Source organism: Paenarthrobacter sp. NPDC089307 (assembly GCF_040685055.1).
Taxonomy (GTDB): domain Bacteria; phylum Actinomycetota; class Actinomycetes; order Actinomycetales; family Micrococcaceae; genus Arthrobacter.
In genome coordinates this window covers 72,088-97,222 of the sequence record NZ_JBFBHE010000006.1, presented here as the reverse complement: position 1 = coordinate 97,222, position 25,135 = coordinate 72,088, and the positions used below count along the sequence as shown (strand labels likewise).

Annotated in this window: 27 protein-coding genes and 1 tRNA gene; 13 read left to right on the top strand and 15 right to left on the bottom strand. The window is 63.2% G+C overall.

From position 1 onward, the window contains the following. Positions 1 to 5: 5 nt before the first annotated feature. The 3 genes from adhP (at position 6) to AB0N72_RS15845 (ending at position 3,170) form a co-directional block, all read left to right on the top strand. Positions 6 to 1,028: an alcohol dehydrogenase AdhP gene (adhP, locus tag AB0N72_RS15855; protein ID WP_363933150.1), complete on the top strand. Its 1,023-nt coding sequence runs from the start codon at positions 6 to 8 to the stop codon at positions 1,026 to 1,028. After that, entirely contained in the window at positions 1,028 to 1,444 is a 417-nt protein-coding gene (locus AB0N72_RS15850) for a DUF779 domain-containing protein (protein ID WP_363933151.1), read from the top strand. The genes adhP and AB0N72_RS15850 overlap by 1 nt, the downstream gene beginning before the upstream one ends. Positions 1,445 to 1,613: 169 nt before the next feature. Continuing rightward, complete coding sequence (locus AB0N72_RS15845) at positions 1,614 to 3,170, top strand: amino acid permease (protein WP_363933152.1); 1,557 nt, start codon at positions 1,614 to 1,616, stop codon at positions 3,168 to 3,170. 164 nt (positions 3,171 to 3,334) lie between these two features. On the opposite strand, the gene AB0N72_RS15840 is transcribed toward AB0N72_RS15845, so the two are convergent. The 4 genes from AB0N72_RS15840 to AB0N72_RS15825 all read right to left on the bottom strand — a co-directional run bounded on the left by AB0N72_RS15840 (position 3,335) and on the right by AB0N72_RS15825 (position 6,895). After that, on the bottom strand, positions 3,335 to 3,970 hold the full coding sequence (locus tag AB0N72_RS15840; RefSeq protein WP_363933154.1) for a DUF2461 domain-containing protein: 636 nt from the start codon (positions 3,968 to 3,970) through the stop codon (positions 3,335 to 3,337). A gap of 148 nt (positions 3,971 to 4,118) precedes the next feature. Then, positions 4,119 to 5,600 (bottom strand): catalase, encoded by a 1,482-nt coding sequence (locus AB0N72_RS15835; RefSeq protein WP_363933155.1) that lies wholly within the window; start codon positions 5,598 to 5,600, stop codon positions 4,119 to 4,121. A 14-nt stretch (positions 5,601 to 5,614) separates the two neighbouring features. Beyond that, positions 5,615 to 6,094, bottom strand: a complete 480-nt coding sequence (locus AB0N72_RS15830) for a Fur family transcriptional regulator (protein WP_363933157.1) — start codon at positions 6,092 to 6,094, stop codon at positions 5,615 to 5,617. A gap of 30 nt (positions 6,095 to 6,124) precedes the next feature. Further along, entirely contained in the window at positions 6,125 to 6,895 is a 771-nt protein-coding gene (locus AB0N72_RS15825) for a hypothetical protein (protein WP_363933158.1), read from the bottom strand. A gap of 63 nt (positions 6,896 to 6,958) precedes the next feature. On the opposite strand from AB0N72_RS15825, the gene AB0N72_RS15820 reads away from it, so the two are divergent. Both AB0N72_RS15820 and htpX read left to right on the top strand, forming a co-directional pair. Further along, positions 6,959 to 8,230 carry an MFS transporter gene (locus AB0N72_RS15820; RefSeq protein ID WP_363933160.1) on the top strand — a complete coding sequence of 424 codons (1,272 nt, stop codon included), beginning with the start codon at positions 6,959 to 6,961 and terminating at the stop codon, positions 8,228 to 8,230. A 146-nt stretch (positions 8,231 to 8,376) separates the two neighbouring features. Beyond that, on the top strand, positions 8,377 to 9,246 hold the full coding sequence (gene htpX, locus AB0N72_RS15815; RefSeq protein ID WP_363933162.1) for a zinc metalloprotease HtpX: 870 nt from the start codon (positions 8,377 to 8,379) through the stop codon (positions 9,244 to 9,246). A gap of 20 nt (positions 9,247 to 9,266) precedes the next feature. Here the strand turns inward: htpX and efeB are convergent, their stop codons facing one another. From efeB to AB0N72_RS15795, 4 genes are all read right to left on the bottom strand, one after another. Next, complete coding sequence (efeB, locus tag AB0N72_RS15810; protein ID WP_363933163.1) at positions 9,267 to 10,676, bottom strand: iron uptake transporter deferrochelatase/peroxidase subunit; 1,410 nt, start codon at positions 10,674 to 10,676, stop codon at positions 9,267 to 9,269. Further along, positions 10,673 to 11,845 carry an iron uptake system protein EfeO gene (gene efeO, locus AB0N72_RS15805; protein ID WP_363933164.1) on the bottom strand — a complete coding sequence of 391 codons (1,173 nt, stop codon included), beginning with the start codon at positions 11,843 to 11,845 and terminating at the stop codon, positions 10,673 to 10,675. The genes efeB and efeO overlap by 4 nt, the downstream gene beginning before the upstream one ends. A 59-nt stretch (positions 11,846 to 11,904) precedes the next feature. Beyond that, positions 11,905 to 12,759 (bottom strand): iron uptake transporter permease EfeU, encoded by an 855-nt coding sequence (gene efeU, locus AB0N72_RS15800; protein WP_363933165.1) that lies wholly within the window; start codon positions 12,757 to 12,759, stop codon positions 11,905 to 11,907. Positions 12,760 to 12,954: 195 nt separating this feature from the next. After that, positions 12,955 to 13,446 (bottom strand): YajQ family cyclic di-GMP-binding protein, encoded by a 492-nt coding sequence (locus AB0N72_RS15795; protein ID WP_018776783.1) that lies wholly within the window; start codon positions 13,444 to 13,446, stop codon positions 12,955 to 12,957. Positions 13,447 to 13,629: 183 nt separating this feature from the next. Between AB0N72_RS15795 and AB0N72_RS15790 the strand changes: the two genes are divergently transcribed. Continuing rightward, the gene (locus AB0N72_RS15790; RefSeq protein WP_363933166.1) at positions 13,630 to 13,896 is read left to right on the top strand and encodes a hypothetical protein; all 267 of its coding nucleotides are present in this window, start codon (positions 13,630 to 13,632) and stop codon (positions 13,894 to 13,896) included. Positions 13,897 to 14,023: 127 nt separating this feature from the next. Continuing rightward, positions 14,024 to 14,105, top strand: a tRNA-Tyr gene (locus AB0N72_RS15785). A gap of 57 nt (positions 14,106 to 14,162) precedes the next feature. Here AB0N72_RS15785 and AB0N72_RS15780 read toward each other — a convergent pair. Both AB0N72_RS15780 and AB0N72_RS15775 read right to left on the bottom strand, forming a co-directional pair. Further along, a complete protein-coding gene (locus AB0N72_RS15780) occupies positions 14,163 to 14,927 on the bottom strand; it encodes an ion channel (protein WP_363933167.1) in 765 nt (254 codons plus the stop codon). A gap of 49 nt (positions 14,928 to 14,976) precedes the next feature. Then, the gene (locus tag AB0N72_RS15775) at positions 14,977 to 15,195 is read right to left on the bottom strand and encodes a hypothetical protein (RefSeq protein ID WP_363933169.1); all 219 of its coding nucleotides are present in this window, start codon (positions 15,193 to 15,195) and stop codon (positions 14,977 to 14,979) included. Positions 15,196 to 15,405: 210 nt separating this feature from the next. On the opposite strand from AB0N72_RS15775, the gene AB0N72_RS15770 reads away from it, so the two are divergent. Further along, positions 15,406 to 15,951: an acyl-CoA thioesterase gene (locus AB0N72_RS15770; RefSeq protein ID WP_363933171.1), complete on the top strand. Its 546-nt coding sequence runs from the start codon at positions 15,406 to 15,408 to the stop codon at positions 15,949 to 15,951. On the opposite strand, the gene AB0N72_RS15765 is transcribed toward AB0N72_RS15770, so the two are convergent. From AB0N72_RS15765 to AB0N72_RS15755, 3 genes are read right to left on the bottom strand one after another with little or no spacing between them, the layout of a single operon-like run. Beyond that, positions 15,948 to 16,748, bottom strand: a complete 801-nt coding sequence (locus AB0N72_RS15765; protein ID WP_363933172.1) for an ABC transporter permease subunit — start codon at positions 16,746 to 16,748, stop codon at positions 15,948 to 15,950. The genes AB0N72_RS15770 and AB0N72_RS15765 overlap by 4 nt on opposite strands. Further along, the gene (locus AB0N72_RS15760; RefSeq protein WP_363933174.1) at positions 16,741 to 17,730 is read right to left on the bottom strand and encodes an ABC transporter ATP-binding protein; all 990 of its coding nucleotides are present in this window, start codon (positions 17,728 to 17,730) and stop codon (positions 16,741 to 16,743) included. Before AB0N72_RS15760 ends, AB0N72_RS15765 begins: the two co-directional genes overlap by 8 nt. Further along, positions 17,727 to 18,401, bottom strand: coding sequence for a TetR/AcrR family transcriptional regulator (locus AB0N72_RS15755; protein WP_363933175.1), 675 nt, complete (start codon positions 18,399 to 18,401; stop codon positions 17,727 to 17,729). Before AB0N72_RS15755 ends, AB0N72_RS15760 begins: the two co-directional genes overlap by 4 nt. A 140-nt stretch (positions 18,402 to 18,541) precedes the next feature. Between AB0N72_RS15755 and trxA the strand changes: the two genes are divergently transcribed. Then, the gene (trxA, locus tag AB0N72_RS15750) at positions 18,542 to 18,919 is read left to right on the top strand and encodes a thioredoxin (RefSeq protein ID WP_363933177.1); all 378 of its coding nucleotides are present in this window, start codon (positions 18,542 to 18,544) and stop codon (positions 18,917 to 18,919) included. A 105-nt stretch (positions 18,920 to 19,024) separates the two neighbouring features. On the opposite strand, the gene AB0N72_RS15745 is transcribed toward trxA, so the two are convergent. Further along, positions 19,025 to 19,303: an antibiotic biosynthesis monooxygenase gene (locus AB0N72_RS15745; RefSeq protein ID WP_363933179.1), complete on the bottom strand. Its 279-nt coding sequence runs from the start codon at positions 19,301 to 19,303 to the stop codon at positions 19,025 to 19,027. 83 nt (positions 19,304 to 19,386) lie between these two features. On the opposite strand from AB0N72_RS15745, the gene AB0N72_RS15740 reads away from it, so the two are divergent. Both AB0N72_RS15740 and AB0N72_RS15735 read left to right on the top strand, forming a co-directional pair. After that, the gene (locus AB0N72_RS15740) at positions 19,387 to 21,063 is read left to right on the top strand and encodes an AMP-binding protein (RefSeq protein ID WP_363933180.1); all 1,677 of its coding nucleotides are present in this window, start codon (positions 19,387 to 19,389) and stop codon (positions 21,061 to 21,063) included. A gap of 132 nt (positions 21,064 to 21,195) precedes the next feature. Further along, positions 21,196 to 22,074, top strand: a complete 879-nt coding sequence (locus tag AB0N72_RS15735; RefSeq protein WP_363933181.1) for a hypothetical protein — start codon at positions 21,196 to 21,198, stop codon at positions 22,072 to 22,074. Between the two features lie 105 nt (positions 22,075 to 22,179). On the opposite strand, the gene AB0N72_RS15730 is transcribed toward AB0N72_RS15735, so the two are convergent. Then, on the bottom strand, positions 22,180 to 23,151 hold the full coding sequence (locus tag AB0N72_RS15730) for a 3-methyladenine DNA glycosylase (RefSeq protein WP_363933183.1): 972 nt from the start codon (positions 23,149 to 23,151) through the stop codon (positions 22,180 to 22,182). Between the two features lie 150 nt (positions 23,152 to 23,301). On the opposite strand from AB0N72_RS15730, the gene AB0N72_RS15725 reads away from it, so the two are divergent. After that, a complete protein-coding gene (locus AB0N72_RS15725) occupies positions 23,302 to 23,694 on the top strand; it encodes a VOC family protein (RefSeq protein ID WP_363933184.1) in 393 nt (130 codons plus the stop codon). A 45-nt stretch (positions 23,695 to 23,739) separates the two neighbouring features. Further along, positions 23,740 to 25,125 (top strand): cystathionine beta-synthase, encoded by a 1,386-nt coding sequence (locus AB0N72_RS15720; protein ID WP_363933186.1) that lies wholly within the window; start codon positions 23,740 to 23,742, stop codon positions 25,123 to 25,125. Positions 25,126 to 25,135: the final 10 nt, after the last annotated feature.

Genomic DNA, 25,135 nt, shown 5'->3' with positions numbered 1-25,135 from the left:
CGTCAATGTCGAACACCATGCAAGCAGCAGTAGTTACAGAGTTTGGAACCGACCTTCAGGTCAAGGAGGTGGAACGCCCGACGCCGGGTCCCGGCCAGGCGCTGGTCCGCCTCCTTACCTCGGGCGTATGTCATACCGACCTGCACGCCGCCGAAGGCGACTGGCCGGTCAAGCCGACACCGCCATTCATTCCCGGGCACGAAGGGGTGGGCGAAGTGGTTGCCCTGGGCGAGGGGGTCACCGATGTTGCGGTAGGCGACCTCGTCGGCAACGCCTGGCTATGGTCTGCCTGCGGCGACTGCCAGTACTGCCGGACCGGGTGGGAAACACTGTGCGAATCGCAGCAGAACGGCGGCTACAGCGTCGATGGTTCGTTTGGCGAGTACATGCTGGTGGACACCCGTTTTGCTGCCCGTATTCCGGAGGGCTCGGACCCGGTGGAGGTTGCACCGGTTCTTTGTGCAGGAGTCACCGTGTACAAGGGGCTGAAGATGACGGAGACCAGGCCGGGCCAGTGGGTCACCATCTCCGGCATCGGCGGCTTGGGACACATTGCCGTGCAGTACGCCGTGGCCATGGGCCTGCGGGTGGCAGCAGTGGACATCGCAGACGACAAGTTGGCGTTGGCCAAGGAACACGGCGCGGAATTGACGGTCAACGCACTGCATGAGGACCCGGCCGAGGTCATCCAGCGCGAAACCGGTGGCTGCCACGGCGTCCTGGTAACCGCTGTGCACCCCTCAGCGTTCGGGCAGGCCATTGGCATGGCACGGCGCGGTGGGACGATCGTGTTCAACGGCCTTCCGCCTGGCGACTTCCCGGCACCGATCTTTGAAATCGTCCTCAAGGGCCTCACGGTCAGGGGCTCGATTGTGGGGACCAGGCAGGACCTGGAGGAAGCTTTGGAGTTCTACGCCCAGGGCAAGATCAAGCCAACGGTCTCCACCCGGGAGTTGTCCGAGGTCAACGCGGTGTTCGATGAGATGAAGCACGCCAAGATCGACGGCCGAGTGGTCTTGAAGTTCTGATGTCCACCATCGCAATGGAAGCCGCGGTGACGCTGCCCGGGGAAGACTTCTCCCGAGTGGCGCTCACCGCGGCGTCCGTGGACCTTCTCCGGACCCTGTGGGATCGGCATGGTCCGCTTATGTTCCACCAGTCCGGCGGTTGCTGCGACGGTTCGGCGCCCATGTGCTACCCGGCGGGGGAGTTCCTGACTGGAGACTCGGATGTCCTCCTTGGCCGGTTCGACCTCGGTGTGGGCGGGGAGCCACAGCCACTGGAGTTCTGGATGTCCAGGGAACAGTTCAATTACTGGTCCCACACGCATCTGACGGTGGATGTTGTTTCCGGGCGCGGCAGTGGATTCTCCGTGGAGGCTCCGGAAGGCAAGCGGTTCCTGATCCGCTCAACCCTTATGGACTGGGACGTATCAGGCGAGTAACCGGGGGTGCGGCTGGTGTGATGCAGGCTACGTGGCCTCATCACACCAGCCACAGGAGCCACGGCGCAACAGGGGTCGTCTCACTATCTGGGATAAATGTGGCCGTCCATTGGCCGGACACTATTCTTGATGAGTCCTATACCACCCCCCTCCAGAATGTGGCATTTTCATGAACATTTTCAGGACCAAGTCGATTGAGCAGTCGATCGCCGATTCCGACGAACCAGGTCGCAAACTCAAGCGCAGCCTGAGCACGTGGGACCTTATGATCATGGGCGTCGCCGTTGCTGTCGGCGCCGGGATCTTCTCGGTGGGCGCCAAGGCTGCCGCCAACTTTGCCGGCCCCGCCGTCACCATCTCTTTTGCCATTGCTGCTGTCACCTGCGCTTTGGCCATCATGTGCTACGCGGAGTTCGCCACAGCTATCCCTGTTGCAGGCTCGGCCTACGTTTTCACCTACGCCACCATGGGCGAGGTCCTGGCGTGGATCATCGGCTGGAACCTCATCCTTGAGCTCTTCACCGCCGCGGCCGTGATCGCCAAGTACTGGGGAATCTACCTCAGTACCGTATTTGGCCTGATGGGTCTGGAGGTTCCGCCGTCAATCTCCGTTGCAGGAATTGACCTCTTCTGGGGCGCTTTCCTCATCGTCGCTATCTTCACCGTGCTGCTGGTGCTGGGGACAAAGTTGTCCGCCCGCGTTGGCAACGTCTTTACGATCATCAAGATCGCCGTGGTGCTGTTCGTGATCGTGGTGGGCTTCAGCTACGTAAAGTTCTCCAACTACACGCCGTTCGTCCCAGCTTCCGAACCGACGGCCGGAACAGGCGCCGCAGATGTCATGAAGCAGTCCTTCTTCGGCTTCCTGACCGGTGCTGCTCCGGCCCAGTACGGAACACTGGGCATCTTCGCAGGCGCTGCCCTGGTCTTCTTCGCATTCATCGGCTTCGATGTGGTGGCCACCTCCGCAGAAGAGGTCAAGAACCCGCAGAAGACCCTGCCCCGCGGCATCTTCGGCGGCCTGGCCCTGGTGACCCTGCTGTACATCCTTGTCTCCCTGGCCCTCACCGGAATGGTCACCTACACCCAGCTGGCCGAGGTCAAGAACCCCACACTGACCACGGCTTTTGAAGCCGTGGGCAACACTGATGCCGCCAAGGTCATTGCCTTTGGCTCCCTGGTAGGCCTCACAACGGTGATCATGGTGCTCCTCATGGGTCTGTCCCGAGTGGTCCTGGCCATGAGCCGCGACGGCCTGCTGCCCCGTTCCCTGTCCAAGACGAGCGAGAAGCGCTCCACGCCGGCCCGTCTACAGATCATCTGCGGTGCCGCCGTCGCCATCGTCGCCGGTGTGACGAAGGTGGACCTGTTGGAGGAAATGATCAACATCGGTACGCTCTCCGCGTTCGTGATGGTCAGTCTGGGCATCCTGGTGCTCCGCAAGAAGCGCCCCGACCTCAAGCCCGCCTTCCGCGTGCCCTTCGGCAAGGTCCTGCCGTGGGTTTCTGCCGTGCTGTGTGTCTACCTGATGACCAACCTGGCCGTGGAAACGTGGATCTTCTTCGCGATCTGGCTTGTTATCGGCATGGTGATTTACTTCTCCTACGGCCAGCGGCACTCGCGGCTCAACGAGAAGTTTGCTTCCGCCAAGGCCTCCGTGAACGGGGCCGACAGCGACCGCCAGGCCAAGGGCGACGAGGACGAGGACAACTTCACGAGGGTCTGATCGCCTGGCCAGTGCGCTGAGCCGCCGTGCAACTGCTTGTCAGACAGCTGTACGCTTTTCCGCCAGGAAGACGCCCGGGAACCACGGTTTCCGGGCGTTTTCCGCGTCCGGAACACCCTTGCGTCCGGAACACCCTTGCGTCCGGAACACCCTTGCGCACGGGCTTACGGCGCGGCGTGCTCACTGACCCACTCCACCAAGGGCCTCAGCACTTCCCACCTGGATGCGATCTCTTCCTTGGCCGCAGCAGTGGACAACCATTCCGGCTCCCCGACCTCCACCCCGGCAGATAAGGACTTGTGCTTGAGCAGCTCTGCCCGTGGGTGGTCCTTGTCGAATCCGCGGGGAACGGTTTTGAGCTTCTCGCCTTCGACCGCGAAACCTGCCTCCGCCACGGCATCGATGATCTTCTGCAGCTCCAATCCACTTTCCGGAGCATCGACTGCTGCCCGGTAGCGTGCCAATTGTGCCGGCGTATGGGAGTGGTAGCCGCCGCCAATCAAGAGACCGTCGGCGCTGATCTGGACGTAGTAGCCGACGCCCTCCTGCGTAGCGGCGAAGGCGCCCTGCGCTGTCTTGTAGGGAGACTTGTCCTGGGAGAACCTGATATCCCGGTTGGGGCGGAAGATCTTTGCCGGCCCGAACCGGGGCTCCAATTCCGCAAGGAGAGCCGTCAGCGGTTCCCTGACCTCGGCGTCGTATGTTGTTTTGTGTTCCAGCCACCACTCACGGTTGTTGTTCTCTTCAAGGTCCTCGTAGAAGCGGAATGCGGCCGGGTGGATGCCTTCGAATGTTGTCATACAGGGATCCTATGGACCGGAATAAGGGCACAGCCATAGGTGGGGCCTGCTATGTGGAAACAACCGGCTATGTGGAAAACAAAAGAACACCCCGCCGCGGAGTAATCCGCAGCGGGGTGTTCCTGGAAATGCAGTAGAGCAGGGACGCTTAGAGCTTGTTGGCTGCTTCGGCGTCGGACTCGGTCTGGCCTGCACCGAGGTTGGCGCGGAGCTTGGCGCCGAGGTCGGCGTCAACGTTGGTCCAGTACTGGATGGCGCGTTCCTTGATGTCGGCGTTCTTCACGCCGCCCACGGCACCGGTGATGGTGTCCAGGAGACGGGCCTTGGCGGCGTCATCGTAGACCTCGCGGTACAGGGTACCGGCCTGGCCGAAGTCGTCATCCTCAGCGTGCAGGGTGTGCGCGGAGAGGGTGAGCTCGCCGTCGTTCTCCCAGCCACCGGCGGGGGAAACCGGCTCAACGGCAGCCGGGCCACCAACAGAGTTCGGTGCGTAAACCGGAGTGGACGGAGCGTTGAACAGGTAACGTCCCTGGCCATCCTGGCTGTAGTTGTTGACCTGGTTCTTGGGCTGGTTCACCGGGATCTGGGCGTGGTTGGTGCCCACGCGGTAGCGGTGTGCATCGGCGTAGGAGAAGATGCGGGCCTGCAGCATCTTGTCCGGGGAAGCAGCGATGCCCGGCACGAAGTTCGACGGCGCGAAGGTGGCCTGCTCGATCTGCGCGAAGTAGTTCTCCGGGTTCTTGTTCAGCTCCATGGTGCCCACGTGGATCAGCGGGTAGTCGGCGTGCGGCCACACCTTGGTGAGGTCGAAGGGGTTGAAGCGGTAGGTCTTGGCATCTTCGTACGGCATGACCTGGACGTGCAGCTCCCACGACGGGAAGTTGCCGGCCTCGATGTTTTCCGAGAGGTCGCGGATGTAGAAGTCTGCATCCGAACCGGCCAGCTCTTCAGCCTGGTCGCCGGTGATGGTCTTGACGCCCTGGTTGGACTTGAAGTGGTACTTGACCCAGAAACGCTCGCCGGCGGCGTTGATCCACTGGTACGTGTGCGAGCCGTAGCCCTGCATTTCACGCCAGGAAGCCGGCAGGCCGCGGTCGCCCATGAGCCAGGTGACCTGGTGCGCGGACTCGGGGGAGAGGGTCCAGAAGTCCCACTGCATGTCAGCGTCACGCAGGTGGGTGCCCGGGAGGCGCTTCTGGGAGTGGATGAAGTCCGGGAACTTGATGCCGTCGCGGATGAAGAAGACGGGGGTGTTGTTGCCCACGAGGTCGTAGTTGCCCTCGGAGGTGTAGAACTTCACGGCGAAACCGCGGGGGTCGCGCCAGGTGTCAGGGGAACCGTTCTCGCCTGCGACGGAGGAGAAACGGATCAGCATGTCCGTCTCGACACCCGGCTGCAGGAAGGCAGCCTTGGTGTAGGCCGAAACGTCGGACGTGGTCTTGAAGGTACCGAAAGCTCCGCCGCCCTTTGCGTGCACAACACGCTCCGGGACGCGCTCGCGGTTGAACTGTGCGAGCTTTTCCACCAGGTAGTGGTCGGTGAGGATGATGGCACCGTCAGCGCCGACGGACTTCGAGTGCGCGTCGGACGTAACGGGGGCACCTGACTGAGTCGTTGAAATGGCAGTCATTGTTCTCCTTTTTCCTATTTCTGAGTTACCGAAGTATTTACGGGAAGCTGTTGTTTGGCCTGGCAGTCCTGGCAGATCCCTTGGTAAAGGACATCTGCGATCTGGATGGTCATGGGCTTGGAATTTTCGTCCCAGTGCGGAGTGAGGCAGGGGGCGTGTCCCACTGCGCAGTCCACGTCCTCCACCTTGCCGCAGCTGATGCAGACGGCGTGGTGGTGGTTGTCGCCAACCCGGGTTTCATAGAGCGCCGGGGAGTGCGGAGGTTCGAAGCGTCGCAGCATCTGCAAGTCCGTGAGGTCGCTGAGCACTACATAAACGGACTGCGCCGTCAGTTCAGGAAGTTCTTGGCGGGCCGCGGCAAGGATGCCTTCTGCCGGGGAATGCGGATGGTGCTGGACGGCGGCCAGCACTGCCAGCCGCTGCTTGGTCACACGCCTGCCATGGGCATGCAGGGCCGCGGCCCATGCTTGCTGCTCAGCGGTGTGATCTGTCATGCATTCATTGAAACACTTATTTTGATCAGTTCACAATAAGGCGAGGCTAACTTCCGGTGAACGAAACAATTCGACCAGCGGGTTCACGTCTTCCGCCGCCGATCTGCCCATCGCATGGATCCGCAACGGCACCCCCGGCGAGGCAGGCTCGAGCGCCAGGCAACTGAATCCGCTCACACCGCCGGACATTGGCAGCGCGCCCAAGGACGACGCGATCGCAAGGAGATCAGCCGGGAGGAAATCCCGCACGGATGCCACCGGCCGGACGGGCTCCAGCACCGCATGGCGCGGACCCGCAGGGATCGAGCGCACCAGGCGGGCTGGGTCAACAACACGTTCGACGGCGGCCTCTGCCGCAGGCTCGGACGCCAAGGCAGCACCTGGTTGCCCACGACGCAGGACGTCACGGATCGCCCGGTCAGTTGCCTCCAGTTCGTCTTCCGGAGGGGCAACCCGCCGGTGTGCCGGAAGCGAAAGCTGGTGTCCCGGCGTCGTGGTTTCTCCGTCCCAGCGGCCGAAGAGATGGAACGTTGGCGTGGACGACTCGGCCACCGGTTCGCCCAGCCCGGTACCCAGTGGATGCCATTGGTGGGCGAACATGACAACGCACCGTTCTGCACCCAGCACGGCCGCAAGCGCCATGCGGGCGAGGTTGTGGCAAAGGAGCCAGTCCGCTGCTGACGGGAACGCGAAGTCAGTGGAGGGATCGGACAACCTGACCACCACGTGGCCCACAGTCAGGGGATGACGTGGCCGGGCAATTTCCCAAAAGCCCGAACGGTACAGCAATCGTCGTGCCATGGCCATGTCAACTCCTTCCCCGGGGTGAGCCTACCAAGCCACGGCTCTGGTTAGGGTTGGACGGTGGCAAAACTACTGGCAGACATCACCCCGCTTAAAGAGAGTCCTGCGTTTCGGCGACTCTGGCTGGGTGCATCGGTAGCCGCAATCGGGACGCAGCTGACCCTTGTGGCCGTGAGCCTGGAGGTTTACAGGCTCACCCAGGAGAGCCTCTACGTAGGGCTCCTCGGCATCTTCGCACTGGTTCCCCTGGTGATCGCGGGCCTCTACGGCGGTTCCATCTCCGATGCCTACGATCGCCGCAAGGTGGCCCTGATTGCCTCGCTTGTCCTGTGGGCGAGCACCGCCGGGCTGGCTCTGCAGGCGTGGCTGGGGATCGGCAACATCTGGGTCCTTTACGCGCTGGTCGCCATTCAAAGCGGCGCGCAAGGCATCAACGGGCCTGCCAGGAGCGCCATCATCCCACTTCTTGTCCGCAAGGACCTGCTGCCGGCTGCCAATGCGTTGAGCATGCTGACGTTTGGCCTGTCCATGACTGCCGGACCGCTGCTGGCCGGCGTCCTCGTGGCCACTATCGGCTTTGGGTGGACTTACACCATAGACGTGATCAGCTTTACGTTCGCGCTCTGGGGGCTGTTCAAGCTTCCGCCATTGCCTCCGTCGAAGGACGCCGTGCGGCCAGGATTCCGATCCGTGGTGGAAGGCTTCCGTTTCCTCGGCGGACGGCCCAACGTCCGAATGACGTTCATCATCGACCTTATCGCCATGATCTGCGCACAGCCCCGGGCCCTGATGCCCGCCATCGGCGCCGTGATGATCGGGGGTGGCGAAACAACCGTGGGCATCCTGCTGGCCTCAACGGCTGTGGGGGCGTTCCTCGCAGGCCTTTTCTCCGGCCCGTTGGGACGGGTGCGCCGGCAAGGCAGCGCCGTGGTGTGGTCCGTGATGGGGTGGGGTGCCTCGATTGCCGGCTTTGGCCTGGTGGTGCTCCTGGCAGGTGATGCCGGCCGTGGTGGCACCACGTTGTGGCTGGTCCCTGCGGCACTCTGCTGCGCACTGGCAGGAATCTCGGATTCCGTGAGCGCAGTCTTCCGAACCACCATTCTGCAGTCCGCCACGCCGGACCATTTGCGGGGCCGTTTGCAAGGGGTGTTCATCGTGGTGGTGGCAGGCGGGCCCCGGGTGGGCGACATGCTGGCCGGTGGTGTGACTCAGTTCCTCAGCGAGGGCGGCGTGCTGCTGATTGGCGGGCTCCTGTGCATCGTCCTGGCATGGCTGGCGTCACGACTTCAGCCCGGTTTCGTCGCCTACGATGCGAAGCACCCAGTGCCCTGACCAGTGCCCTGAACGGAGCAGGGCAACCTGCACTTACGGAAGACGACCCGCAACCTGTGGCGGCATTCAGCGGAACATGAGGACCGGCGTCGGCGTTAAACCGTACAGAACCCCCGCCAGCGCCGAAGAAAGAGAACGAGAGCACCGTGCATAAACACAACAATGGACTCAAGACCGCGGCACTGTTCGGTGTGCTGTGGGCGGTGTTGTTGGGTTTGGGCGCCATCATTGCCTCAGGCACCCGGAGCACCGCACCTATCTGGATCATGGCCCTGATCGGCGTCGGGACCACGGCCTACGGATACTGGAACAGTGACAAGATCGCGATCCGTTCCATGGCCGCCTACCCGGTCACCGAGGCCCAGGCTCCGCAGCTGTACCAGATCGTCAGGGAGCTGTCCGTGCGGGCCAACAAGCCGATGCCGCGGATCTACCTTTCGCCCACCATGACACCCAACGCCTTTGCCACTGGCCGCAATCCCAAGAACGCGGCTGTGTGCTGCACGGAGGGAATCCTGCATCTCCTGGACGCGAGGGAACTCAAGGGAGTGCTGGGGCATGAACTGATGCACGTGTACAACCGTGACATCCTGACTTCTTCGGTCGCCGCGGCCGTGGCAGGCGTCATCACCTCTGTGGGACAGATGCTGCTGATCTTTGGCGGCGGCGACCGTCGGAATGCGAACCCGCTGGCGACTATCGCCATGGCCCTGCTGGCGCCTTTCGCGGCGTCGCTCATTCAAATGGCTATTTCACGTACCCGCGAATTCGACGCGGACGAGGACGGTGCCGAACTCACTGGCGATCCCTTGGCACTTGCTTCGGCCCTGCGGAAGATCGAATCCGGGGTGAGCCAGCTGCCTCTTCCGCAGGACCAACGGCTGGTCAATGCCTCGCACCTGATGATCGCCAACCCGTTCCGTGGCGGCGGCATGCGGCGCATGTTCTCCACGCACCCGCCCATGAAGGAGCGCATCAGCCGCCTGGAACGCATGGCCGGTCGCCCGCTCTCGTAGGACGCGCGGCCGCGCCGGTCCTACGCGAACAGCCCTTCACCGATGTACCCGCCGGACTGAACGCCAGGAGGCACGGCAAACAGGCCCGAGCCCGTGTGCTTCAGGTACTCCACTGACAACGTATCGCCCTTGGCCAGTGCCAGCTGCATGGGCACGTAGTGCGTCCGCGGGTCCTTCACGAAAGCGATGAAGAACAACCCTGCATCCAGGTGCCCCAGGCCGTCTGAACCGTCCGTGAAGTTATAGCCTCGGCGCAGCATTCGCACGCCGTTGTTCTGGTCCGGGTGGGCCAGCCGCATATGCGAATCCATGGGAATCAGCGGCTCGCCGTTGCGACCAGCCATCGCGAAGTCCGGGGCAGCGAATTCGTCTCCGCCTGACAGGGGAGCGCCAGCGCCCTTGGTGCGCCCAATCAGCCCCTCTTGTTCGCGCAGCGACGTACGGTCCCAGATTTCGATGTGCATCTGGATCCGGCGCGCCACCAAGTAGCTGCCGCCGGCCATCCACTGCTCAGCCGCCGGCCCACCTGGAGCTACCCAGACGTGCTCGTCAAGGAGTGCGTTGTCCTCCACTTTGAGGTTGTTGGTGCCGTCCTTGAAACCGAAAAGGTTGCGGGGAGTCACCTGCGCCCTGGAGGTCGATGATGTGCGGCCGAAGCCGAGCTGGGACCACCGGACGCGGACCTTTCCGAAACCGATCCTTGCCAGGTTGCGGATCGCGTGGACGGCCACTTGGGGGTCGTCTGCGCAGGCCTGGACCACAATATCTCCACCTGTGCGGCCCGGTTGGAGATCGTCGCCCGGGAAATGGGGGAGGTCGATCAACGCTGCCGGACGCCGTCCGTCCAGGCCGAACCTGACCTTGCCGTCCTTTTCAAACAAGCCGGCACCGAAGCCAAACGTCAGGGTCAGTTTCGAGGCTGCCAGGTCCAGGGCTTCGCCCGTGTCCTCCGGCGGAGCGTCGTAGGGGCCATCCACGGCCCCGGTCTTCCCGGTGGGATCCCCGGCTGCCATGGCCTGCGCGGCGGCAGTCCAGTCCTTGAGGAGCTTGATCAGTTCCTTGCGGTCCTCGGTGGTGACGTCGAAAGCGGCCATGTGAAGACGGTCCTGGGCAGGTGTCGTGATGCCTGCCTGGTGCTCGCCGAAGAACGGAACCACTGCGTCGGCCGCCGAAGGTTCAGAGGCTGACGCCGCAGAAGCCATCACGGCATCGTGGCCCAGGAAACCCGCGGCCAGTCCGGCAACGGCTCCGGCCCCGCCAACGCCGGCCAGCGACAGCAGGCCGCGGCGCGACATCCGTGGGGTGCCGGTTCCAGCGGCAGCCGCCGCGCCGCCGTCGGACGCCTCCGGGGACTTCACGACGGCGGTCGGCTCACCGGAGCGCCCGACGTCGTCAGCGTCGCCGGTGTGCCCGAAGGGGCAGCCGCTCACAGCACCACGGCTGAGGTGAGCTTGGAGAGGGGCTCACCCAGGGAGTCGACCAGCGACGCCAAAGCCTGGATCTGCTCCGGGCTGAGATCGTTGTAGTAGGCGAAGCCATCGCCCTTGGCGTGCTTCTTCAGTTCGGCCTGCAGCGCGGCAAACTTCTCGTCCAGCGATTTGGAGAGTTCTGCGTCTTTCTGCTCAAGGGCCGGCTTCAGGCTCTCGAATGCGATGCGGGCGCCGTCAACGTTGGCCTGGAAGTCCCAGAGATCCGTGTGGGACCAGATCTCTTCTTCACCCGTGACCTTGCCGGTGGCAACTTCATCCAGCAGTTCCTTGGCGCCGTTGCCCAGCTTGTCCGCGGTGAGTTCCACGGTGCGGGTGCGGGTGGCGAGCTCTTCGGTGTCGGCCACCAACTGCGTGGAAATGGCGGTGCGCTCGGCGGCGGTCAAGGCCGTGTAGCCCGCAGGCGGGAAGAGGTCCTTCTCGGCGCGGTGCCATCCGGTCCATTCCTGTCCCGGCTCGAGGTCGGCTTCCCGGGCGTCCAGCTTGGGATCGAGGTCGCCGAAGGATTCCGCTACGGGTTCGATGCGCTCCCAGTGCATGCGGGTGGCCGCGTACAGCTCGCGCGCCTTGGCAGCATCACCGGCAGCGAAGGCGTCCGCGAACGCCTTGGTTCCGGCGACGAGCTGCTCGGTCTGGTCCTTGACGTAGGCGGAGTACTGCTGGGTTCCGGTGTCCAGGAGCTTCTGGAAGTCGGCGTCGACGCTGGGCTTGTTGCCTGACTCGGTGACCTCGAACGATGCGCGGATCCCGTCGCCCTGCATCCCGGGCTTGCAAGCGGTGTTGTACTTGCCGGCCGGGGCCGTGACCACCAGGTTGCGGGTGATGCCGGGGCCGATGTTCTCCACTTCGCCCAGGATCCGCAGGCCATCTTCGGCCAGCAGGTAGAACTCGGTGACCTCGGTGCCTTCGTTTTTCACGGCGAAGGTGAGGTTGCCGCTGGGCGCCTTTGCCGCGGAGACCTTGCACTCGTTTGCCGTGCTGCTGACCTGGATCGGGCCGTCAGCGGCCGCGGTGGTCTTGGTGTTGTCGGTGCAACCGGCAAGGACCAAGGGCACTGCTGCAGCCGCGCCGATAACGGCAAGGGCTTTGCGGATTTTTGGTGAAACGGGCATGGGTGAGTCCTTTGTCTACGGAGTATGCAGGGTGGCCCGGCGGCCAAGGCGGAGAGGGCCTAAGGCTGTGCTGCGACAGCGGGAGCCGCGATGGTCCTGGCGGCTTTGGGCATGGTGGGGCGGTTGGCCCGGATGTACAGGAACAGTACTGGGACCACATACAGCAGCCACGCTGCCGCTTCCAGCCATGTGGTGGCGGGGGAGAAGTTGAGGGTGCCCTTCAGCAGGGTGCCATACCAGGACGACGGCGGGATGGCGGCTGAGACGTCGAAGGCAAGGTTGTGAAGGCCCGGGAGCACGCCGGCCTCCTGGAGGTCGTGGACACCGTAGGCCAGCACTCCACCTGCAATCACGATCAGGCCCACTCCGGTCCAAGTGAAGAAGCGGCCCAGGTTGACCTTCAGGACTCCCCGGTGCAGCAGGTAGCCCAATCCGGCGGCGGTGACCAGGCCAAGCAATGCGCCGAGCAGGGGGAGGGTTGTTTCTCCGGTGGCTTGGGCTGCGGCCCAGATGAAGAGCGCGGTTTCCAGCCCTTCCCGGCCCACGGCGAGTGCTGCCACGAGCACGAGGCCCCATGCGGCGCCGTCGGCCGCTTTGTCCACCTGGGAGCGGAGTTCGCCGCCGAGGCTGCGGGCGGTGCGCGCCATCCAGAAGACCATCCAGGTCACCAATGCCACGGCAACGATGGAGAGCCCGCCGCCGATTGCCTCCTGGGCCTCGAACGTCAGGCCGCGTGGGCCGAAGGTGAGGAGTGCGCCAAAGCCGAAGGAAATGCCGATGGCGAGGCCCACCCCGATCCAGAGGCGCGGAATGAGGTGCCGCCGTCCGGTTTTGATGAGGTAGGCCATCAGCAGGACCACGATAAGTGAGGCCTCAAGGCCTTCGCGCAGGCCGATCAGGAAGTTGGCGGTCATGTGGAGTGTTCTTTCGCTAAGGGGAGCCGTACTTAGGCTCGCCTAAGGAAGAAGAATACTGTGCCGAGGCTATTACGCAAACTAATCGTGTTCTAATTTTCCGCTCCATTACGACACTCGCTGTAGTTACGGACAGCAAAAAGCCGGGATGCGCGGCCCTGGAGGCGGCGTATCCCGGCTGGTTGGCCTTGGCGGTTAGCTGCGGAAGTTCACGAACTGGAGGTCAGCCTCTTCGAACTTCTTGAGGATGTTCATGGTCTCCTGGAGGTCGTCACGGGACTTGGAGGTTACGCGCAGTTCGTCGCCCTGGATCTGGGACTTGACGGACTTGGGAGCCTCATCGCGGATGATCTTGTTGATCTTCTTGGCGATGTCCTGGGCAATGCCCTCCTTGATGGTGCATTCAAGGCGGAATTCCTTGCCCGAGGGGTAAGGTTCGCCCTGGTCCAGCGACTTCAGGGAGATGCCGCGCTTGATGAGCTTGGACTGGAAGACGTCCAGGACTGCCAGCACGCGGTCCTCGGAGTTGGCCTTCATCAGGATCTTCTCGCCGCTGAAGTCGATCTCCGCACCCACGCCCTTGAAGTCGTATCGCTGCGCGATTTCCTTCTGGGACTGGTTCAGTGCGTTGGCGACCTCTTGCTTGTCTACCTTGCTGACGACGTCGAATGTGGATTCGCCTGCCATGACTCTCCTTAGGTTGGGGGCCCTGTAAGGGCGGGTTGGGTCTGGCATCCAGCCTAGTACGGAAGCTGCCGCTTGGGACGGTGGAGGGCTTTCACAGTTCGCTCACAGCACACGCAAGGCGGGAACCGAGGTGCGGGCCTGAGAGTTGTAGCAGTTGAAAGAACGTTTCGTCGGAGGATCAGCATGAGCAGCAAGGCCGTCCAGTCCATCAGCAAGTCCGCCACAGCGGCAGCCGGTTCCATTGGTACGGCTGCCGTAGCCGCTGCAAGTGCGGTCGCGGCGGCAGCAGTGGCGGCCTCGATCGTGCTGAGTCCGGTTCCCGACGCAACCGCGCGCATGGATGGCGTCCATGCAGATCTCCAGCGGGCCGTGCAGCTGAACCAGATCACGGCTGAACAAGCCGAGAAGTTCGAGGCCAAACTGGCCGGCCGTATCCTCGGTGATGCCTGAAATCCCTTGAAATCCCGGGCGTCCAGCCCCGATTAGATTCTTGGTGGAAAGTTCTGTAAGGTTGTCTCTGCCTTCGGTTACCGGATCGAAAGAAATGGTCTCCGGAAGTGATCTTCTTTTGAAGTTCGGCAGATTACCCGAGCGGCCAAAGGGGGCTGACTGTAAATCAGCTGGCAACGCCTACGGGGGTTCGAATCCCTCATCTGCCACCCAACGGAAAATCCCCGGAACCACTGGTTCCGGGGATTTTTTTACGTCCCCGCAGCTCACTCCGTCGAGGGTTGGCGCTCCCGCCTGAGTTCGGCAATCTCAAGGCGCAGGGCAGCAATCTCCTTGACCAGGTCGGCCATTTCGGCCCGGACAGGTTCCTCGGCGGCGGCTGCTTTCTCTCCGGCTGCGGTGGCAACGTCCTCGGCATTCTCTTCGATCCGCTGCACGAGCCACGAGGCGATGGAGGCGGTGACAATACCCAGTACAGCGATTCCGCTCATCATCAGGGCGGCAGCCACAACCCTGCCGATGGGTGTCACCGGGTAGAGGTCGCCGTAGCCGACGGTGGTGATGGTGGTGACGGCCCACCAGGCCGCGTCGCCGAAGGTCAGGATCTTGGCGTCCGGGGCGTTCTGTTCAACATCCAGGACAGCCAATGCGCCGACCAGTATGAGCATGGCTGCCGCTCCTGCGACGTAGGTCGCCACCCGCCCACGGAGTGTTTCGCCTACGGTGCGCTGCAGTACTGAGAGCAAAGTGACAAGGCGCAGCAACCGCAGGGGCCGGAAGAAGGGCAGCAGCACGATCAGGAGTTCGTGCAGATTCCAGAGGAACCATCGCATCCTGTCTTCGGCGAGCCAGAGGTTGATGAAATAGTCCAGGGCGAAGATGGCCCAGGTGATCCAAAGGACCACCTCGAACGGGTCCGCCGCGGCGCCGTCGACGCGGGCTATGACCTGCCACGCGTAGGCAGCGAGGAAAATCAATGCCGTGGCCATGAGTGGCCACTCGGCGAGGTCCCGGTATCGCGCTTGAGTCATACGGGAATCCTAGCCACAGACAGTGCCCCGGGAGGGGCTCCCGGCCTCGTCAGGCGGGAATCTCCAGCCAGTAGCCATCCAGGTGGTGCACCAGTTGGCGCCCCAGGCCGCCTTTGAGCTGGATCCACAGGGTGCTGCGATCGTCGGTCATGCCGTCGATCGTCCCCTCGATCCGGTTGCCGCGGGCGTCCTGCAGTACAACGCTCTGGTCGCGATGGAGTTCGGGCCACACGTCGCCGTGGGGCCTGGTGGTTTGCAGCGTACTCAAAGGGGTCCCCCTGATGTGTTCTTCCAATACGAGTTCCAGATATTGTGCACGTCTTTGATGAACCTGCGGTAAACCTTAGTGCAATCGTTGGACATAAAGCACTGCCGCAACAAGTGTTCCCGCACCAAACGCCTGGCGTTGAACGTCTTGCCAGTTCACCATTCGGTCCACCTCTTCTGCCAGAAGTTACCCGTGGGTAACATTGCTCTCATGCATCTGCTTCTTCGTACCCTCCTGTTGCTTTTCACCTCCGCCAAGCGCCCTGCCCTGGGTGTCTGGGAGAGTTCGTCGCTTCCCTTGCGGGTCCTGCCCACGGACATCGACATAGCGATGCACGTCAACAACGGCATGTACTTCTCCCTGATGGACCTGGGACGGTTCGACCTCATGGTCCGCAGCGGAATCTGGAGCAAGATGCGCAAGCGGGGCTGGAGCCCGGTGGCGGCGGGGGAGACCATCGCCTTCCGCAAGTCGCTGCAACTTTGGCAGCGCTACACGATTGAAACCCGCATCATCGGACTGGACACCAAGGCGATCTACTTTGAGCAGCGAATGGTGGTGGACGGAGAAATCTATGCCCGTGCCCACATCGCCACACGCCTGGTAGCAAAAGGAAAGCCAGTCACCCAGGAAGAGATCATCGCCGAGTTCGGTGCCCCGCCTGCTGACCTGGAACTGCCCGAATGGATCCACGAATGGCGCGGGAACAACGCCCTCCCCGGAGCGCGCCGTCCCGCACCACACCTCTGGAGCTAGACACCCACATCGCGACGCTGCAGGGCCGCCGCGCCAACTGCGATCAGGGCCGCTGAGATCGCCAGCAACCCCAGAGCCGCGCCCCAGTCAGCACCATTTGTTACCGGCGAATTGCCATAGGCCCAGTGGTAGGGCGAAAGGTTGAGCAACCATTCCATTTTTGGGCTTTGCCGGCCCACCGCGTTGAAGACATACCCCAGGACGGCAACGGCTGCGCCGGCGGCGATCCCATAAACCTTCCGGCCGGTAAGGGCCCCTACGCAGAGGGCAGCAGTGCCGCTGAGCAGCGCAAGCCCGGCGAACAGGACAACGGCTCCCGCGAGATGCCCGACGTCGATTTCCAGTTTGGCGGGTCCGTTCAGTACCAGCACCAGGACGAAGACGAGCACTGCGAGGGCCGCGACCCGGACTACGAGGGCAAAGGCGCGTTCGAGCACTACCTGGACACGCGTCACGCTGTGGGCGAGGGTGAGTTCCAGAAGCCCGGACTCCTCGTCTCCACCCACTGCGGCTGCTCCCCAGCCCACCGAAGCCATGGACATCAGCAGGAAGCCGATGAGTCCAAACAGCGTGGCCTGGGTGTAGCCGGGGCCTGTGGCAATTTGGTCGTAGTTCAACGCCTTGGTCATGCCTTGTGGCAGGGCGTCGATCATTTGCTGCATCTGGGCGCTGCCGCCAATTGAGGGGTACAGCGGAAGGTACAGCATGGTCGCGGCTGTCAGTCCCAGGCCCCAAGCCAGGGTGGACCGCCACGAATCAGTCAGTGCCTTGGTGAACAAGGGCATCACACTAGGCATGGTGGGCTCCTCCGGGTTGACCCGCCCTATGGGAATCCGACTCGGCAGGGGCTGCCTCGCCGCCCGTGTAGAGGGTGAGGACAGCCTCCTCCAAGTCAGGCTCCTCAAGAACCAGGTCGGTCAGGTGGAGTCGGGCAAGCTCCTGGATCAGGGGCTGGATGTGGCCGGACAACGTTGCTGTTGCTTCCACTGTTCCGGTGGCGTGGCCATCTGCCGGGAGTTCCCGCACCGCCACGTTGGCGACGCCCGGCACCCTCGCCAGCAGCGCGCCGACGTCGTTTGCTTCTGTTCCGGTGCTGTTGAACCTCAGCTGCCTGACCGCCGCCGTCCGGAGGGCCTCCACTGTGGAGACTGTGACGATGCCGCCATCACGGAGGATGGCGACGGCGTCGGCGGCTTGCTGGACTTCGCTCAGGACGTGGGAGCTAAGGAACACGGTTGCGCCGGCATCCACGGCCTCGCGGACCATGGCGTGGAAGACCTGCTGGACCAGGGGGTCAAGGCCGCTGGTGGGTTCGTCCAGGACAAGAAGTTCCGGCTTGTGCATGAAAGCCTGCAGCAGCCCGAGTTTCTGCTTGTTTCCCTTGGAGAGCTTCCTGGTTTGCCGGTCCAGGTCCAGGTTGAGCCGATCGGCCAGGTCATTGACATGCCTTTGGTCCACCGGACCGCTGATGGCCGCAAAATGATCCAATATGCGGCGGCCAGTGGTGCGGTTTTCCAGGTGCAACTCCCCGGGAAGGTAGCCGATCCGTTTGCGCAGCGCAGTACCGGCCCGGCGCGGATCCTGTCCCAGCACGGCAATGGAGCCGGCGCTCGGCCGGATGATGTCCAGCAGGCAGCGCATGGTGGTGGTTTTGCCCGCCCCATTCGGCCCGATCACCCCGAAGACTGTGCCGGGTTCCACGGCGAAATCCAGCCCATGGAGGACCTCGCGTTGACCGAACTTCTTGCGTAACCCCTCGACGACGATTGCCTGGGTCACGGGGCATGCTCCCTTCCGTTGTTGTTGTTTCCTTCCAGGGCTTCACGGGCTGCGTTCAGGAACCGCGCGTCCGAGTAGAAGCCATGCGTATAAATCTCAAGGAGAGGCAGGGTGAGCTGGCGCAGGAGGTCAGGGCCGATCCCGTTGGGTTCAACCGTAGGGGCGCCCAAGGTCCGGGAGAGGTGCCTGCCCAGCATGAGAAAAGCGAGGCTGTTGGAGGCTATGACCACCGCAATGGAGCGGATGTCGTCGAATTTACGGATGGTGCCGGCCTCAATCCCGGTCTGGACGATGTCCTGGCACTGGTTCACCACGGCGTCGAAGAAGGCGTCGCCGGCATCGGATTCATCGCCCAGGCTGCGGCGGATGTACGCGATCTCTTCGGTGTATTGCCCGGGGTTGTTCAAGTAGTCCTGGATCAGCCGGCCGGTGGAACCGGGATCCACCTTTTCGCGGCCCTGGGTGGCTGTCTGGTTGAGGACGTACTGGTCGCAGGCTTCGCGCAACCCTGCCTTGCTGCCGAAATGATGGATGACCAGGCCGGGGCTGACGCCTGCGTCCGTAGCTACTGCCCGGACCGTGGCGCGGGAGAATCCATCGCGTCCGAAGCGTCCGATGGCGGCGTCGCGGATGCGCGCCCTAGTGGTCAAATCCTCTGCGTTTGAACGCATGTTTAATAGGCTAAACATCTGTTCAATCGGAATCAAGAGGTCCTTGTATCGCAGGCCCGCGCTTTATTCCCAGTGACGCGGGAAGCGAACAGCCGGCCCCTTCACGGGACTTCGTGGGCCGGGACGCGTACCGTGGAACCATGGCTACAGTTGACATCACGGGTGAACAGTTCGCATCGACCATCGAGGACAACGACATCGTCCTGGTGGATTTTTGGGCTGCATGGTGCGGCCCCTGCCGTCAGTTCGCGCCCACATACGGCGCGGCCTCGGACAAGCACACCGACGTTGTCTTCGCCAAGGTGGACACTGAGGCCGAGCAGCAGCTCGCCGCAGAGGCCGGGATCACCTCCATCCCCACGCTGATGGCCTTCCGCGAGAAGGTCCTTGTCTTCTCCCAGCCCGGCGCGCTCAATGCCCAGCAGCTTGAGCAGGTCATCGAGGCCGTGAAGGGCCTGGACATGGACGAAGTCCACGCCCACGTGGCCAAGTCCCGCGCAGAGGCACAGGAAAACTAGACCCCTTTTCGGCGAAACCGCCGGAAAACAGATCGAGGTCGCCGGAAAGATCCGGCGACCTCGATGCTTTAAGGCGATCGCGTTGCTGTAAGGCGTACTGGCAGTCTAGAGGCGCTCCAGCTTCACGGGCTCGGCCAGCAACGCGCTGAGGGATTCGTTGAGGTCCTGCACCGCGATGCCCTTGGAGTGCTTCTCCAGCAGTTCCTCGGATTCCCAACGCTCGGTGAGGACAAGCTTCTCATCGGTGGCTTCAGTCAATTCGTAACGGATGCAGCCGGGCTCGTTGACCACCTCATCAATCGCAATTTCCAGGGCAAGCTTCACGCGGAAGAATTCGCCTTCGTTGGGGATGAACGTGGCCAACAGGTCAATGGGTGCACTCATGGATCCAACCCTACCGGCAGGACACGGCATCACTGGAGGTGATGACGGTTCTGTTGCGGGGCTCGGCTTGGTAGCGTTCCGTCATGTTGTCCTACACCGCCGGAGACACTGACGTCCCGCTGCTCGAAGAGACCATTGGCGCCAATTTCGAGCGCATCGCCGGGCAATTTCCCCTGCGCGACGCGCTCATCGAGGCAGCGGCGTCGCCCGGCGGTGACGCCCGCCGCTGGAGTTACCAAAAGCTGAACGACGACGTCGATCGCCTCGCCCGCGCGCTGCTCGCCTTGGGCGTGGCAAAAGGGGAGCGGATCGGCATCTGGAGTCCCAACTGTGCCGAGTGGACCATCCTCCAGTACGCCACCGCCAAAGTCGGGGCTGTGCTGGTCAACGTGAACCCTGCATACCGCAGCCACGAATTGGAATTCGTGGTGAAGCAGAATGGCACGCGGATGTTGGTGACGGCCCCTTCAGACAAGAACAGCGACTACGTTGCCATGGCGCGGGCCTCGGCCGCGAGCTGCCCCGAACTCCGGGAAATTGTCTTCCTGCCCGGCGACCCGCAGCTTGGGCTCACAGCGGGAGTCCCGGAAGCCGGCCACGAACTGAGCTACGCCGAGCTGCTGACCCGGGCTGACGGCGTCGGGCTTTCAGCGCTCCGCGAGCGGATGGCGGAATTGGACCCGCACGATCCCATCAACCTCCAATACACCTCGGGCACCACGGGCTTTCCGAAGGGTGCAACGCTGACGCACCACAACATCCTCAACAACGGGCACTCGATCGGCCGTCTGCTGAACTACACCGAGCGGGACCGTGTGGTGATACCGGTGCCGTTCTACCACTGTTTCGGGATGGTGATCGGAAACCTGAATGCACTGAGCTTTGGAGCGGCCACCATCATTCCCAGCCGGGGCTTCAACGCTTCGGCGGCGTTGGAAGCCGTGCAGGATTTTGGCGGGACGTCGCTGTACGGGGTGCCCACCATGTTCATCGCGGAGCTGGCCCTGGACGCTTTTGGGTCCTACGATCTTTCCACGCTGCGGACCGGGGTGATGGCCGGCTCGCTCTGTCCCATCGAGGTGATGCGGCGGGTGATCGACGAGATGCACATGGTGGATGTGGCCATTTGCTACGGCATGACCGAGACCTCGCCCGTATCCACCATGACGCGCGCTGGCGACACCCTGGAACAGCGCACATCCACGGTGGGCCGGACCATGCCGCACCTGGAAAGCAGGATTGTGGAACCGGGCTCCGGGCAAGTGGTGGAGCGGGGCGTGATCGGCGAGCTCTGCACCCGGGGCTACGCGGTGATGGAGGGCTACTGGGGCCAGCCGGACAAGACGGCCGAGGCCATTGACGCCGAGGGCTGGATGCACACGGGTGACCTCGCGCGCATGGATGAGGACGGCTACGTGGTCATAGAAGGGCGCATCAAGGACATGGTGATCCGGGGTGGGGAGAACATCTACCCCCGTGAGATCGAGGAATTCCTGTACCTGCACCCCTCCATCCAGGACGTGCAGGTAATCGGGGTGCCGGACAAGAAGTACGGCGAGGAACTCATGGCCTGCATCATCCTCAAGCCGGGCGCCGGACCGCTGACGGCTGCGGACCTGGCCGAGTACTGCCGCGGCAAGCTGGCCCACTACAAGATTCCCCGCTACGTCGATGTCCGCGAAAGTTTCCCCATGACGGTCTCGGGGAAGGTGCGCAAAGTGGACATGCGCGAGGAAGCCGTGTCCCGCCTCCACCTCTAAAAGCAACGCGGGGTCACTTATGGCCCATGTTTCTGCCATTTATGGGCCATAAGTGACCCCGCGTTGCAGTTGGCGGAAGTGATCCTGTGGATAACTCCATTCGATGGCCGCATTGCCGAGAGACTGGATGGCATGGTTCGCATCAGTTCCTTGCCCGAGGCCCTCGGTACCCGTCCTTTCACTGTCTATGAGTCGCGCGCCTTGGGCGTACCCAGGAAGCGACTTCGGGCAAAGGACATCAAGGATGGTGGTCGGCTCATTTACGTGCCAAGGGAAACAGAGCCGGACCTGCTCGAGCGCGCACGGGTGCTTACGGCTGCTACCCCCGGTGCCTGGGTTTCGCACGAAACCGCGGCCGTGCTGACCGGGATGGGGCTGCCGCCATGGATGGGGAACGGCGAAACCGTGCACCTGAGCAAGCCGCATGAACTACCCCGGGTTCGGCGGGCCGGTGTAACTGGACACAGAGTCCGTGTTTTGCCGGGCGAAGTCATGGACCACCAGGGCATCCCGGTGTCAGTCCGCCCCAGGACCTGGCTTGACTTGGCGAAGTCGTTGCCGCTTCCGTACGTCATCGCGATGGGCGACCAACTCATCCGCCTGCCCCGGCCCGCCCTGGAAATGCGGAGCGAGCCGTATGCCCATAGCTCCGGTTTGAGGTTGCTCATCCGGCAACATCCCAACCTCCAAGGGGTGGAGAAGGCCCGTTTGGCGTTGGATGAAATGCGGGTGGGCGCAGACTCATTTCCTGAGACCTTCCTGCGCCTGGCTATGCGGGACGCCGGCCTTCCCGAACCGGAATTGCAGTTGCCCCTGAATCTCGGGGACCCGTGGTCGCCGGTCGCCGACCTCGGCTATCGACGCTTCCGGATCGCGATCCAGTACGACGGCGCACATCACCTTTCCAACAGCAGTCAAAAGACAACCGGCGCGATGAAGCATTCCTCAGCGCCGGGTGGTCGTATTTTAAAGTCAACGCCGATGACTTGGCGGAGGGGTTCGCCGGAGTGATCTCCCGCATCAGGTCGGTGAAACTCCGCGCCCTGTAAGCCAACGCGGGGTCACTTATGGCCCATAATCGGGGGCAACATGGGCCATAAGTGACCCCGCGTTGCTTTAGTGGTGGCGGTGATCCTGGACAGTCATTCTCGGGCCGAAGGTGGGCTTACGGAAACCGCTCAAATACAGCATCCGCACCAGTCTTTGCCTCTGCCCGCGCCACGGTTCGAGCAACTCGATCATCCCGGCGTCGTCGGTTTTCTGCCCCGTCAGGGCGTAGCCCACATAGGACGCCAGATGGTAGTCGCCCACGGAGATCGAGTCGGGGCAGCCGTGGGTGCGCTGGACTACTTCTGCTGCGGTCCAAATGCCAATGCCGGGAATCGTCTGCAGCTTGGCGCCGGCCTGGACAGAGTCCAGTTCGCCCAGGCGTTCAAGCGCGACGGCGGACTGCACCGCCCGCATGACGGTCGCCGAACGCTGTGGACCAACCCCGGCCTTGTGCCACTCCCAGGAGGGAATACCCAGCCATTGGCGTGCTGTGGGAGGGACGAGGAGGCCTGCCGGGGCTTTCCCGGGAGCTGCCGTTCCGTAGCGGTACATCAAATACCGATACCCACGCCTTGCCTCCAAAGTGGTGACCTTTTGCTCCAAAATGGTGGGCACCAGTGAGTCAACCACCCGCCCGGTGGAGGGCAGGCGCACGGCCAGGTTCCGGCGTCGTGCTTCTGTGACACGGCGCGGGAGGGTGGCGTTGAAGGCGGGCTCATCGAAAGCGGACCAGTCGTCATCGGCGCCCAACAACCGCGGCACCCCGGCTACGGCGTCGGACGCTCCCGGTCCCCACGCCTGGGCATCCACGAAAGACTCAGGGCCAACGCCGCCGCCGGCAAGTCGAAGGGTCACCGGCCCGGACGGGGCCGTGAAAGCCATCCAGAAACCGGAGGGGTGTGCTGCGAAGGACGGGTCTGCGTTGCCGCGCATGAGCGGAAACATGGTTTGGTCCAGCCGGAAGGGTGCCCCGGGGTGCCACCTGACGGCCGCATCTGCCGCAGCCGCCACGATGGGCGGGGCTTCTGCGATGGTCATGTTTTCATGGTCCCACGCCGGACTGACAATCCCATCAAGAACCTCTTACTGCGGCCGCTGCCCGGGACTAGACTCCGTGCTGTGGCGCGGGTGGGCCGTGCCGGTTTCCAAGCGTCATATCAACAGATACCAGGGACAGGAGCGCCGGCCATGGCCGCAATTGTGCATTTTGAAATCCCCACGGAAGATACGGAGCGGGCCAACACCTTCTACCAGAGTGCTTTCGGGTGGAACCTGACCCCCATGCAGGGGATGGATTACACCATCGCCATCACGGGTCCTTCTGACGAAAAGACCGGCATGCCCAAGGAACCAGGTGCCATCAACGGCGCCCTGTTCCCGCGGACGGATGCCCTGAAGACTCCCATCCTGACCATCGATGTGAGTGACATCGATGCCGCCCTCGGAGAAGTGGAGTCTGCCGGTGGTTCCGTAGTCCAGCCCAAGAATGCCATACCGGGCATGGGGTGGTACGGCTACTTCAAGGACACCGAGGGCAACGTCATGGGCCTGTGGCAGACCGATGCGGAGGCCGGGAGCTAGCCCGGCGGTCCGATTGCAAAGCGGGCAGGCGGTAACTTTGTACCTATGAAGTACGCCCAGTCCGTGTTGGACCTCATCGGCAATACGCCCCTCATCAAGCTCAACCACGTTACGGACGGGATCAAAGCCACGGTCCTGGTCAAACTGGAATACATCAACCCCGGCGGATCCATCAAGGACAGGATCGCCGTGAAGATGATCGAAGAGGCCGAAAAAGACGGGCGCCTCAAGCCGGGCGGAACCATCGTTGAGCCGACGTCCGGTAACACGGGCGTGGGTCTGGCCCTGGTGGCCCAGCAGAAGGGCTACAAGTGCGTCTTCGTAGTCCCGGACAAGGTGGGCGAGGACAAGCGCGCTGTCCTGAAAGCGTACGGAGCGGAGGTGGTGGTGACCCCCACCTCCGTGGCGCCGGACAGCCCCCAGAGCTATTACGGCGTCTCGGACCGCCTGGTCAAGGAGATACCGGATGCCTTCAAGCCGGACCAGTTCTCCAACCCGGCAGCCCCGGGCAGCCATTTCGAGTCCACGGGTCCCGAGATCTGGCGGGACACCGACGGCCGTGTCACCCATGTGGTGATCGGCGCCGGAACCGGCGGCACCATCACCGGTACCGGCCGCTTCCTGAAGGAAGTCTCGGCTGAGCGTCCGGAGTCCGACGGCGGCCCGGTCAAGATCATCGGCGCGGACCCCGAAGGTTCGGTCTACTCGGGCGGAACCGGCCGGCCCTACTTTGTGGAAGGCGTGGGCGAGGACATGTGGCCCGCCAACTACGATCCCGCCGTCCCGGACCACGTGATCGCAGTTTCGGATGCCGACTCCTTCGCCATGACCCGCCGCCTTGCCAGGGAAGAGGGCCTGCTGGTGGGTGGTTCTTCAGGCATGGCCGTTGTGGCGGCACTGGAGGCCGCCAAGGACCTGGACGAGTCCGCCGTGGTCGTGGTCATCCTGCCGGACTCCGGCCGGGGCTACCTGGCCAAGATCTTCAACGATCAATGGATGCGTTCCTATGGCTTCCTATCCGGCGGCGAAGAAGCCTCCGTGGGGGAGGTGCTCAAATCCAAGACGGGCCAGATGCCGGACCTGGTCCACATCCACCCAAACGAGACCGTCCGCGATGTCATCAACATCATGAACGAGTTCGGGGTCTCCCACATCCCTGTCCTGTCGCAGGAACCGCCCGTGGTGATGGGCGAGGTCCTGGGTGCCGTGGACGAGCGCAGCCTCACCACCAAACTGTTCCGGGGCGAAGCCAAACTGTCGGACAAAATCTCCGAACACATGGGTGACCGCCTTCCGGTGATCGGCTCACTGGAGACCATTTCCGCCGCGCGTGAGCTGCTGTCCGACGTCGATACCGTCATGGTGACCTTCGCTGGGGCCCCGGTGGGGATCCTGACGCGCCACGACCTTCTGGCCTACCTCAGCAACTAGCCTGCGCTGG